The organism is Mucilaginibacter gracilis, assembly GCF_003633615.1.
GTDB classification, from domain to species: Bacteria; Bacteroidota; Bacteroidia; order Sphingobacteriales; family Sphingobacteriaceae; genus Mucilaginibacter; species Mucilaginibacter gracilis.
In genome coordinates this window covers 4,247,769-4,259,871 of record NZ_RBKU01000001.1, presented here as the reverse complement: position 1 = coordinate 4,259,871, position 12,103 = coordinate 4,247,769, and the positions used below count along the sequence as shown (strand labels likewise).

Below are 12,103 nucleotides of genomic sequence, written 5' to 3'. Positions count from 1 at the left end.
TCTTAAAAGATTTGAGGCACATCGGCAGGGTTTTGCCCAAAAATGCGCATGAGGGATTTGTATAACTCGGGATGCTTGTGTTGAAACTGGTCGGGTTTGGTAAAAAAGTATTCCGACACGACGGCCAAAAACTCGGCCTCATTGGTCAAAGCATAAGGGTCAATGTCCGATTTGCCTTCTTCTATCCTCCGCATTTCCTGGTGTATCATTTTAAGCCAGGGTTCGGCGTATTGGTGCGCTAAAATATTTTCGGGAACGCCATCGGTAGCCCCGTCAGATTTATCAATCAAATGCACAAACTCATGTATTGCGGTATTTTCTTTTCCGCTATTTTCAGAAAAACCCTTAACCAGTGCAGCCCTTGATAGCAGCATCTGCCCGTTCATGTAGCCCGAACCCACCATGCCCAAAATATTACGGTTACCACCCTCAAACTGAAAATCGCCATCAAAAGTATCAGGATATAATATTACATTGGTGAGGTTGCTGTAACGCCACTCGGGGAAACCAAAAACAGGTATCACTGCGCTTGCTGCTATCATTACACGGTCAACATCCGTTACTTCGGTTCCAACGCCTTCAATACGGGTATTATTCAAAAACCCGTTTATTTTAAGCAAAAAGCGGCTCTGTTCGGCAGTATTTAGTTTTTGATAATAGCTGATATGGGTTTGTAATATCTCCGGGTAATTAACAAGCGAAGCGGTGGCGTGTTTAGCAGTACTTGCCTTTTTCCTGAAAAAGAAATAGGCCGCAACCAACAAAAAAACAATAAGTGCCGGCAACATCATATACGGTTTGCGGTTAAGGCGCTTAATTGTTGAGCTATAGCTTGCAGCAAGCCATAAGTTAGCCAGCTATTTTTTTTATCAACATCGCCGGCGCTAACAGTGGCACGATAGTTTAACTCTTCGTCGGGTTCAAACAAAACCGGCATTTCATCAACAAAAACCTCAAAACGATGAGTGTAACCAGCAAAAAGCAGGCGTGCTTCAAATTCAAATTCATCGCCCATATACTCAACGGGCAACATAAACATGTCGTCTTCAATCATAATCAGATGTTTTTTTCGGCCCCAGGGGGGCTATTGCATTAAATTATGGTTAATCCTCATCGTCGTCTTCGGGGTCAAAAAGCGGATCGTCAAAAAGTTCATCATCTTCCGGATCGGGCTCGTTAACATCATCACCTACCCTTATTTCGTGCAGGTCGTCCTCTTCTTCCTGGTCAAAGTCCTCTTCCTCGGTAACGTAATCTTCGTCAGGGTCAACCATTAACTTTTCGTTAGTAATCATAGCGGAGTGTATTTATGTTGTTAACGCAAAATAGCGTTTAAGGTTTGGTTAACTACCAATCAAAAAACTGGAAGCTTAGTATGTGAATTTATTAAATGCGACTAACTCTGCGGGCTAAAAATCTCATCTATCAGTGCTAAATGTTACTATAAATACAAGTTAACCATTTGCCGCCAATACTTGGGCCGGTGCGCAAAACCGTTCCACACGTAAAATTGGGCTGGTATGTTTTTGGATATTAATAATTGGTTTAGATACTGGTTACTGCCTATAAATGGGTCGGTTTCGCCGATAGCCAAAATAATCTCCATTTTGCGGAGGGTGTTTAACTGGACACTATCGGTTATGTTGGCTAAAAATTGCTGGGGCATATTAAAGTAAATATCCTCGTTATGGTAGGCATCAAAAAGATCGCTAAAATCCTGAATGTTTTGTGTAAGATCATATCGCCCGCTTAAGCAAACTACCCGCTTAAAAAGCTGCGGGTGTTTTAAAGCTAAATTGGCCGCGTGGTAAGCACCCATACTACAGCCGGCAACTTCTAAATATCCATCGCTGTTTTTGGAGCGCATGAATGGGATAACTTCGTTTAAAATATATTGCTCGTATTCCAGATGCCTGTTTATGCGATTGGCCGGAGTTGTATTTTTGTTATAAAAGCTTTCGCTATCAACACTGTCAACGCAAAATAATTGCAACTCGCCGTTCTCTATCCGTTGGTGCAAAGCCTCAATAATACCCCAGTTTTCGTAGTCGAAAAAACGTGCCATACGGGTTGGAAAAAACAGTATAGCCCGGCCCCCGTGGCCAAAAACCAACAGCTCCATATCCTTTTTCAGCCCGTTACTATACCATTTATGATATTCTCTATTCATTGGCTTCGGCTTTTTTACGCGAAATATCTTTAAAGCATATTAACTTAACATCAATGTTCTATTAAAGTTGTGCGCCCGTTTTTTCGGCAATAATTGTTTTCCATACCGCGTACCCAAGCTTGCTCAGGTGCAGGCCGTCATCTAAAAACAATTCGCGTTTGGGCTTTCCATCGGCGCCAAGCATATCGGCAAACAAGTTTATGTACTGCCAGTTTGGGAGCCGGGTGGTTATTTCTGTTGAAATTAACTGATTGGCTGATTTAAACTGCTCTGCTATGTTCCAACGGGTTGGGCTTGGTTTTAGCGAAATAAAATAACAGGGCAAATTGCCAAAGCGTTCTTGTGCTACAACAACCAGTTGCTTAAAAAAAATGTACACTTCTTCGGGGTGGCGGCCATCTCCTAAATCGTTGTCGCCTGCGTAAACAATTAATTGCTTGGGTTGATAGTCTTGCATTATCCGGTTAAAAAACCATACGCAGGCAGCCAGTGTTGAGCCGCCAAAGCCCAGGTTAACAGGATTAAGAGCGGGTAAATCGGCAGAGAGGCTATCCCAAAGCCTAATGGTTGAACTACCGTAAAAAATTGTACCCCTTTTGTCGGGTATTTGTTTGCTGGCCGCTTCCAGCCGTTTCACTTCATCTTCGTACCAAAACATGCGGGCAAATTTAACCGGTTTATTTATACCGTTTTCCAAACCTAATTAAATTGAGCCTAAAAAACCATTAATTGCACAATTTAATACGCCGTTAATACCGGGATAATACTTACTACTGTTAAGTTAACAGTAGTAAGTCTTGAGTCAAAAGTCAGATTATTCTTTTTTGACTCAGAACTTAAGACTTGTGGCTAAAGACTATCCGTCATTACACGATTAACATGACACTAGCAAAAAGCTATATCTATATTGTAATCAATACCCAATTTTTTACATTTTCATCCCAGTCATGCTGTTATTGCTCCCGTTTTTAAATATTGCTTCACTGTTTAATAAATAGGCACCATTGATTACCACTATCTCGCCGGAATTTAAACCTGATATGATGGACACATAATTTTGATTGCCCGCGCCTGCTTTAATTACCCTGGGCGAAAAGCTGCCATTTGTGTTTTTCACCCAAACTTTACTGCCCTCGCCATCAGTTAATATGGCCGAAACAGGCACGGCCAACGCGCGTTGCCCAGCACCCGATATAGCAATATTAGCCAGCATACCCGGCCTGATTAATCCTTGAGGGTTGGGTATGCTGATTCTGATTAGCGCTACTTTGGAAGAGCCGGATAGTTCGGGGTTTATAAAGTCTACTTTGCCTTTGATGGCCGGGCCTCCCAAATCGGCAATAGAAACGTTTACCAAATCCTTCTCCTTGTAATTGCCGGCTTCGCTGGCGTAAAGCTGCGCTTCCACCCAAAGGCTATTTAAGCCCTGCGTTTTGAGCACCGTCATACCATCGGTAACGTAGTCGCCCTCATGAACGCCAATATCACTTACTGTACCGGCAACGGTGCTTAATATTGTGGTGGTAGCCGAAACCTTATTAGTTGCGGCCAGGTTTTTGATTTGCGATGCAGACAAACCCCATAATTTTAACTTGTTTTCTGCCCCGCTAATTAATTGGTTATAGTCAACATCGGGGTTGTGTAATACTTTTTGTTGTTGTTTGGCCAAAAGGTATTCTTTTTGCGCCTCCTGCAAGTCTTCACTATAAAGCGAATAAACCGGCTGCCCTACGGCAACTTTTTGACCGACAGACCTGATAAACAATTGCTGTACCCGCCCGGCTAACCTGGCACTAAACTCCGCAACAGTATTTTCATTGGTTGTAACGGTGCCGGTAAGCATTTTTTCGTTGCCCGTATTTTCTTCCCTAACGGTGTCTGTTTGTATCCCGGCCAATTGTAATTGCGTTGCATTTAGGGTGATTGTATTTGCGCTGGCAGCATCTGTTAACTCAACCTTAATCAGTTTCATGCCGCATATGGGGCAATTACCGTCGTGTTCTTCGTGCACCTGCGGGTGCATAGAACAGGTATAATAGGCTTTGTTTGCTTGGTTAGCCGTTTGTGGTGCTTTTTGTTTGCAGGCAGCAAAAAGCAAAGTAAGCAACAGCACAACGGTATAGGTTAACTTATTCATTTTTTTTTATTTTAATAAAGCTTTCACTGTCTGCTAAATATTGGGCATTTGCGGCCACGCTGTCTGTAGCTGCCAGTCCTTTTGTTATCTGTATGCTGTTACCGATTTCAATGCCGGTATTCACCTCATGTGCTTTGTAGGATGCCCCCTGTTTCAACCAAACTATCTTGGTGCTACCCAGATCAATAAGGGCCGCTTTAGGTATCCACAAACCGTTGATACTACCGGTTTGGATGCTTGCTTTAACCAGAGCGTTCACTTTTAGCTCGTGATTCATGTTGTTAAGATATACCCTTATACTGGTTGTTTTATCGCCATTCTGTAAAGTGGGTTCAATAAAATTAACCCGTCCGCTTATCAGCATGCCAGGCATATCCGGCAGTGTGAGTTTTACAGGCTGGTTGAGTTTTAATGCCCCTGCCTGCCGCAGGTCAATTTTAACAATTGCCCACAAACTATGCGGGTTAACCACGTTAAAAAGTATTTGCCCTTTGGTTACATACATACCCTGCTTTACGGCAAGCGGTAAATTATTAGCGAAATCTACTACAGGTTTTGTTTCTGTTGCAACATCCATCTGGCTGTGTGCAACATCATGCACATGCCCTTCGTAAGCACTGTAAACAGGGAGGCTATAAAAAGGCTTATTATTTTTAATAACCTGGTTTACCTGTTGGTTGGTCATCCCTTGTAGTAGCAATTTGTGTATTGCGGCATGGAGTAATCCGGTTTCCTGAGGTGAATTTTTGCTGATGTACAACATATCCTGCTGTGCAGTAACCATGTCTGCACTGTAGATGTCAAAAATACGTTGCCCGGCGTGTATCTCCTGGAATGCGTATTTGATATACAGTTTTTCGATGCGGCCTGAAAAGCGTGACGCAATATTATTAAAGGTGCGGGTATCAAAGTCCAGGTAACCATCTGCCGAAATTTGGGTAGCACTCACTTTTTCTACAGGGGTAATTGCACTAACGGAAGAAATAACATTCCCGTTAACCGGCTGCAAAACCGTGTTGAGGCTGATGCCCGCCCCCTCGCTGGCCTGGCCTGATGTTTTTACCAAAGTCATCCCGCAAATTGGGCAACTCCCCGCATGGTCTTCTATAATTTGCGAGTGCATGGGGCAAGTATATTTCACGTCAGCTTTAGCCGCAGATGTATTGGAAGCCGGATTATTGTTTTGGCAAGCTGTTAGTGCCAGCGTTATGGTTAATAATAGGGCAAAAAAAATATTAATACGTTTCATAATCCCTTTCATAAGTTACCTGTATGGTTAATAATTCCTGCAGGCGGTCTAAGGCCGCCATCCTTGCCATCTGTAGGCTTTTTATACCTTCAAGCACCTGGGGCAAATCGCCGGTATTTTGCTCATAGGCCTGTAGGGCTGTTTTATAAGTATTTTGCAAGGCCGGGATAATGTTTTGATTATAATTTTTGAGTTGCCTTTTTTTGCTGTTTATATCTGTTCGGTAACCTGCTAATTGCCCCTGCGCCTGGTTAAGTATATCTAACTTTTTTTGTTGCAGTTCTTCCACTTCGTAGCGGATGCCTTTTAAATTGGCTTTGTATTCTTTAGAGGCCCAGGGTACTATAGGGATAGTAACCGAACCCATGAGTATATATTGGTTGGCATAACCGCCGTAGCTAAACATGTGCCCCGCCTGCAAACCAAAATCGGGTTTGCGTTTGGCGTATTCCATTTTTGCATTAAGTTGTTGCAAATCAATATTGCTGTTAATACTCTTAATGTCGCTTCTTTGACGGGCGAGCGTTATGGTGTCTGTAATGGCGGTTTCGTAATTTTTAAGTACAATGTTAGTGTCAACATTAAATGCTGATTGTTGTGCCCGGTTCATTAGCGTGTTTAGCATAATGTTTTTTTGGCTTATCTCGTTATTCAATTGTTCGCGGGTGTTATCTAATTCAAACAAATCGGCTTTAGCTTTATAAATATTGGGTAGTTTTTCTTTGCCATAAGTGAGCCGGATATTGGCATCTTTAAGCATATATTCCAACAGGTTTTGCGTGTTTTGCAATTGCACCAATTTTTTTTCTAATACCACCCGTTCATAATAATATTGCCGGGCCTGGGCCATCAATTGATTTCGCAGGTAGTTTTTATCCTGCCTGGTTACCTTAGATAAGGCTTTCATATAATCTTCTTTAGCCTTTAACTTTGCCGGGTTGGTAAACATTTGTTCGGCCTGTATCATAAACGAACCTCCGTTTGGGTTAATTTGATAAGGAACCTGGTATTGCCCTGCGCTTAACCGGGGTGCATCCAGGCTTTTTGATCCTGTTGCGTAGGCATCCTGTGCGCTGCTTTTAGCATCATAAGCCAACAAGGCCGGGTTGGCGGCTACACGGGCTAAAACGCTGTCTAAAGGCAGGCTTTGCGCATTTGCTTTAACAACCATTAGCAAGGTTATTAGCATTATCTGATATTTTTTCATTATTCTTTTACCTCCAAAACTTCCAGTTTGCCATGTTTTTTGAGCTCGTATTCTTTCACCATTAAAAAAATGAGCGGCGTTACCAATAAAATATGCGTGGAGGAAGTTAATACCCCGCCAATCATCGGCAGCACAATGGGCAGCATTACATCGCTGCCTGTACCGGTGGCCCACAATACCGGTACTAAGCCAAACAGGGCCACACAAACGGTCATCAATTTGGGCCGTAGGCGTTTCACTGCGCCGTTCATTACATAAAACCTTAAATCTTCTTTGGTTATGGTTTGTTTGGAGTTGCCTTTTAACGTAACTAATTGTTGCATGGCATCATTTAAATAAATTACCATTACAATACCAGTTTCCACAGCAATACCAAAAAGGGCAATAAAGCCTACTGCAACGGCAACCGATAAATGCACGCCGAAGAAATAAACCATGTAAGCCCCGCCAATTAGCGCAAACGGAATAGAGATGAGGCTGAAAAATGCTTCGCGGATAGAATTAAAAGCGAAGTATAAACAGGCAAAAATGATAATCAACACAATGGGCAAAATCATTTTTAAGGTATGCTCTGCCCTAATCAGGTTTTCGTACTGCCCGCTCCATTCAATATAATAACCTTTTGGTAACGCTTTAACCAGGTTGTTCAATTTATCTTGCGCCTCTTTAACGGTACTGCCCAGGTCGCGGTCGCGAACGTTAAATAATACCGTACCCCTTAACAACGCGTTTTCTGATTGAATCATGGCAGGGCCGTCGCTAATCCTGATGTCGGCAACCGAGGATAAAGGTATAGGGCCATTATTCATGGTTTGCACCAGCGTTCGTTTTATTGCATCCAGGTTATTGCGGTAATTTTGTGCAAGCCTTGCGTTTACACTAAAGCGTTGCCGCCCTTCCACGGTAGTGGTTAAATTCATTCCGCCCAAAGCACTTTCCACCACTTCGTTTACATCATCAACACTCAAACCATATCTGCCAATGGCATCTTTATTTACTTGTATATCCAGGTATTTACCACCCGTAATGGGGTCAACATATAAATCTTTTACGCCGTTCAAACCTGTTAAAGCCTGTTTCATATGGTTGGCTAACATGCTTATCGTATCCAAATTTTGACCGTATATCTTCAGCCCCACATCGGTACGGATGCCGGTAGAGAGCATATTGATGCGGTTAATAATAGGCTGTGTCCAACCGTTAACTACGCCGGGTATTTGCAGCTTGGCATTTAGTTCGTTAATAATATCTTCTTTTTTGATGCCTGCCCGCCATTCACTTTTCGGCTTTAGCAGCACGATAGTTTCCGTCATGCTTATCGGCGAATTATCTGTAGCTGTATTAGCCCGGCCAGCTTTACCTAAAACATTGGCTACCTCGGGTATGCTCTTAATAATTTTGTCTTGTACCTGTAAAAGCTGTTTAGCCTGCGCGTTAGATACATCGGGCTGGGTAACGGGCATAAACAGAATAGTGCCCTCATCTAACGGTGGCATAAATTCGCTGCCTAAGCTTAATAAAAGCGGTATGCTTACTAACAAGGCTATAATGTTAATGCCTATGGTTGTTTTGCGCCAGGTTATGCACCAGTTTAATATGGGCCGGTAAATTTTCTCCAACCCACGGTTTAACGGATTATGGTTGTCGGTACGTAATTTCCCTTTCAAAAAAAATGAGGTGAGTACCGGGGCCAGCGTTACCGCCAGGATGGCATCAATGGCTAAAATAAATGTCTTGGTCCAGGCTAAGGGCCCAAACAATTTGCCCTCTTGCCCCTCCAGTAAAAATACCGGCAGAAATGAAGCAACAATAATAAGCGTAGAAAAAAACACGCCCCTGCCCACCTGTTTACACGAGGCCTCAATTATTTTTATTCTTTCTGCTGTAGTCATAACTTTTCTTTTTCTTGTGCAATAGATAGGTTGCGATGCGAGTTTTCCACCATCACAATACCGTTATCCACTATCACCCCAATAGCTAATGCAATACCCGTTAACGACATGATGTTAGATGATATACCAAAAGCGTTGAGCAAAATAAAACTTGCTGCAATGGTAATAGGTATTTGAATAATGATGCTGAGTGCGCTTTTAAAACTCAATAAAAACAGGATAACAATAATAGAAACCGTTATCATTTCTTCGATGAGCGTATGCTTTACCGAGCTCATTGCGTTTTCAATCAGTTCGCTCCTGTCATAAGCAATTTTGAATGTTACGCCCGCCGGTAAACCCTTTTGAATATCGGCCATTTTGGCTTTAACCGCATGGATAACCTTATCGGCATTTTCACCATATCTCATCACCACAATACCGCCTACGGCTTCGCCATCGCCGTTCCGGTCAAAAACACCCAGCCGTTCATCGCCACCCATTTGCACTGTAGCAATATCTTTAATGTTAACCGGTATGGTATTAATTACACCTACGGGCATGTTTTCAACATCGGCTAAACTTTTAATATAACCCAGCCCGCGCACAATATAACCGGTACCGTTCATTTCAAACTTGCGGCCACCCACATCGTTATTATTGCTTTTGATGGATTTGAGCACCTGCGACAAAGGGATGCGGTAATAGTTAAGTTTATTAGGATCGATAGTTACCTGGTATTGTTTTTCAAAACCGCCAAAAGATGCTACTTCGCTTACACCGGGCACCGTTTGTAAACCAAGTTTCACATACCAATCCTGTAAGGCGCGCTGCTCGCCTAAGTCCATGTTTTTGGCGTCAAGGGTGTACCATAATACATGGCCTACGCCAGTACCATCGGGCCCTAAGGTTGGTGTAATACCTTGCGGCAATAAACGTTGGGCGTAATTTAACCTTTCCAGCACCCGGCTCCTTGCCCAATATACATCGGCCTTATCTTCAAACACAATATAAACAAAGCTCATCCCAAACATAGAAGTTGCGCGTATGGCCCGCACTTTTGGAATACCCTGCAGGTTACTCACCAGTGGGTATGTTACCTGGTCTTCCATAATCTGCGGACTACGCCCCTGCCATTCGGTAAACACAATCACCTGGTTTTCAGAAAGGTCAGGAATGGCATCGATAGGATTTTCGCGAACTGCGTAAACGCCCCAGGCAAAAAGCCCGATAGCAGCCAGTAGAACCAGATACCTGTTTTTTAAAGACAGGCTTATCAATTGATTAATCATCTTAATTACGTTAATAGGCCCCGCGTTTGCGGGGCCTAAATGAACTACATTTTCATTGTGCTGGTTTTCTTTTTAGCCGGATCTTTTTTTACCAGGGTCATACCGCATTTTGGGCATTTGCCTGGTTTGTCCGACAGTACTTCGGGGTGCATGGTACAGGTGTATTGTACCTTGGCAACAGGCTTTACCTTTTTGGTTTTAGTAGTGTCGGTAACGGGATTGGTTGAGTGCGCAGCAAAAACACTTGCGGTACAAAACACAATGGCAATAGCCATTAGCATTACTTTTTTCATAAAGATTAAAATTTAAAAAATGAATAAATAGCATAGGAAAACCTACACGTGAGTTATATATTAAGATGGATTACGAGGGAAATATAGCCGATACAGAATGTAATGGCGATGAAAAATACAGGTCAGATCCTGTATGCGCAGTTTAAGGTATATATTGGTGCAGCGGGGCTCCCCGGCGGGGCGTTACTTTGATAAGCCACCGTTGATATTTGTACGGCAACAGGAATTGCGGCATGCCATGTTGCTAATGAAGGCAAGATAACAGGCGACAAATGCCCAAAAGCAAAAGAAACCGCATTGACGTGGCTATCTTTTACCTTAAAACTTTTACTTACATTTTTACAGCAATTACTTTTATCGGCATGGTCTGCCTTGGCGTAGGTTAGGGTAACCGAAGCCAGCTTACCGCAACAATAAAAACGGTTTACACCTATACCCACACAGGATAAAAGGTAGATAGCCGTTAATAAGATAAGCGCGGACCGTTTCATTGATACGAAGTTAAGTAATTTATTAAACAGAAACTAAATGTGTGTTTAATAAATTTGGAAATGACTGAATATTTACTTTCCGTATTTAAGGTTACTTATCAAATGATTTATGATGCTATTAAAAATGCTATCAATTGGCGCCGCGCTTATCGTATAACCTAACTACAGCACAGTTGGTAATACCATACTTAAAATATCAATAATGCATCCTTATCTATTCTTCTTCGCCGGTATTCACCATTTTAGCCATCACAAAAAAGGTGTTTTTTACCACTATTTTTGAGCCTTGCTTTAATTCTTTAACCGGAGTGATCTCGGTAAACCCAATATCGGATACCCCTTTACTTAAAGGTACACGTTCAAATACAATTCCGTTGGCATCCTGTTTTTTTACCGCAAAAATATAATCCTGCCCGCCGTTACTTACTATAGCTTCCGAGGGTACAGCAGGTAAAACGGTGCTGCCGATGCTGATAATAGCCGTTACATTCATACCCTCTATCAGCCCTGTTTTATCGCCAAGCACCACTGCATGTACCGGGATGGTTTTTGACTGATTGGCGAAGGCTGTGCCGATAGAATAGATCTGCGCGTCGTACTCTTTACCCGCACTATTGGTTAAAGTGAAATGTATGCGTTGCCCGGCCTTAACTTTGGGCAGGTCTTTTTCGAATACGAACAGGTCGAGATGCAATTGCGAATTGTTGACGATTTGAGCAATAGGCGTAGAAGCATCAACACTTGAGCCGATTTGTGCCGATACATCGCTAACCGTGCCGCTTATTGGTGCCAATACCGCAATACTGGTTACCAAACTGCCGCTGTTTGTTGCGGCTTGCGAAATACCCATAGCTAACAACTGCATTTGTTGCGATTTTTTGGCCGCCTGCAACGCAGCCAATTCCGCCTCGGCTTTTTGCAGGTTTTTAAATGGCGCGGCATTGCCTGCCACCAGTTGCTTTTGCCGCTCGTACTCCTGCCGGGCGAGCGTAAGTTGTGCCTGGGTAGTTTGCGATTGCTGTTGCAATTGTGCAATATCCGGATTAAGTATGGTAGCTATCACCTGGCCTTTATTTACATAGTTACCTGGTTGCACGGTTAATGTGCGTATGGTGCCCTTGGTGACCGAAGTAACCAAGGCTTTATTTTGATTTGGCACCGAGAGCAGGCCGTTGGCCTTAATAGCAGTAGCCAGGTTTTTCATTGCTATAACACCAAGTTGAATACCGGCGGTTTTAATTTGGTTAGCCGTTAAACTTACCATGTTGGTTTCCTGGCGAGCGGGTTGCTCTTTTTCCTCATCCTTTGATTTTTCCGGTTGCCCGCAAGAAATTAGGGTAATTACCAAAAAGGCCGGGATGATGTAGCTGTAAAATTTGAAATATGCTTTCAT

Annotated in this window: 13 protein-coding genes; all 13 read right to left on the bottom strand. The window is 42.9% G+C overall.

Annotated elements, in window-relative coordinates; translation table 11 throughout:
• Positions 1-2: 2 nt before the first annotated feature.
• On the bottom strand, positions 3-791 hold the full coding sequence (locus tag BDD43_RS18960) for a M90 family metallopeptidase (RefSeq protein ID WP_317128804.1): 789 nt from the start codon (positions 789-791) through the stop codon (positions 3-5).
• Positions 788-1,054, bottom strand: a complete 267-nt coding sequence (locus BDD43_RS18955; protein WP_121199147.1) for a hypothetical protein — start codon at positions 1,052-1,054, stop codon at positions 788-790. Before BDD43_RS18955 ends, BDD43_RS18960 begins: the two co-directional genes overlap by 4 nt.
• 49 nt (positions 1,055-1,103) lie before the next feature.
• Positions 1,104-1,295: a hypothetical protein gene (locus tag BDD43_RS18950; protein ID WP_121199146.1), complete on the bottom strand. Its 192-nt coding sequence runs from the start codon at positions 1,293-1,295 to the stop codon at positions 1,104-1,106.
• Between the two features lie 146 nt (positions 1,296-1,441).
• Positions 1,442-2,170, bottom strand: coding sequence for an esterase family protein (locus tag BDD43_RS18945; RefSeq protein WP_162847117.1), 729 nt, complete (start codon positions 2,168-2,170; stop codon positions 1,442-1,444).
• Positions 2,171-2,231: 61 nt separating this feature from the next.
• Entirely contained in the window at positions 2,232-2,867 is a 636-nt protein-coding gene (locus BDD43_RS18940; protein WP_246001668.1) for an SGNH/GDSL hydrolase family protein, read from the bottom strand.
• Between the two features lie 231 nt (positions 2,868-3,098).
• Positions 3,099-4,307: an efflux RND transporter periplasmic adaptor subunit gene (locus tag BDD43_RS18935; RefSeq protein ID WP_121199145.1), complete on the bottom strand. Its 1,209-nt coding sequence runs from the start codon at positions 4,305-4,307 to the stop codon at positions 3,099-3,101.
• Positions 4,300-5,568: an efflux RND transporter periplasmic adaptor subunit gene (locus BDD43_RS18930; protein ID WP_121199144.1), complete on the bottom strand. Its 1,269-nt coding sequence runs from the start codon at positions 5,566-5,568 to the stop codon at positions 4,300-4,302. Before BDD43_RS18930 ends, BDD43_RS18935 begins: the two co-directional genes overlap by 8 nt.
• The gene (locus tag BDD43_RS18925) at positions 5,543-6,727 is read right to left on the bottom strand and encodes a TolC family protein (protein ID WP_162847116.1); all 1,185 of its coding nucleotides are present in this window, start codon (positions 6,725-6,727) and stop codon (positions 5,543-5,545) included. The genes BDD43_RS18930 and BDD43_RS18925 overlap by 26 nt, the downstream gene beginning before the upstream one ends.
• A 35-nt stretch (positions 6,728-6,762) precedes the next feature.
• A complete protein-coding gene (locus tag BDD43_RS30860) occupies positions 6,763-8,655 on the bottom strand; it encodes an efflux RND transporter permease subunit (protein WP_121199142.1) in 1,893 nt (630 codons plus the stop codon).
• Positions 8,652-9,926, bottom strand: coding sequence for an efflux RND transporter permease subunit (locus tag BDD43_RS30855; RefSeq protein ID WP_121199141.1), 1,275 nt, complete (start codon positions 9,924-9,926; stop codon positions 8,652-8,654). The genes BDD43_RS30860 and BDD43_RS30855 overlap by 4 nt, the downstream gene beginning before the upstream one ends.
• A 44-nt stretch (positions 9,927-9,970) precedes the next feature.
• On the bottom strand, positions 9,971-10,219 hold the full coding sequence (locus tag BDD43_RS18910) for a heavy metal-binding domain-containing protein (protein WP_121199140.1): 249 nt from the start codon (positions 10,217-10,219) through the stop codon (positions 9,971-9,973).
• A 122-nt stretch (positions 10,220-10,341) separates the two neighbouring features.
• Positions 10,342-10,710 carry an HYC_CC_PP family protein gene (locus BDD43_RS18905; protein ID WP_121199139.1) on the bottom strand — a complete coding sequence of 123 codons (369 nt, stop codon included), beginning with the start codon at positions 10,708-10,710 and terminating at the stop codon, positions 10,342-10,344.
• A gap of 214 nt (positions 10,711-10,924) precedes the next feature.
• Positions 10,925-12,103, bottom strand: a complete 1,179-nt coding sequence (locus BDD43_RS18900; protein WP_121199138.1) for an efflux RND transporter periplasmic adaptor subunit — start codon at positions 12,101-12,103, stop codon at positions 10,925-10,927.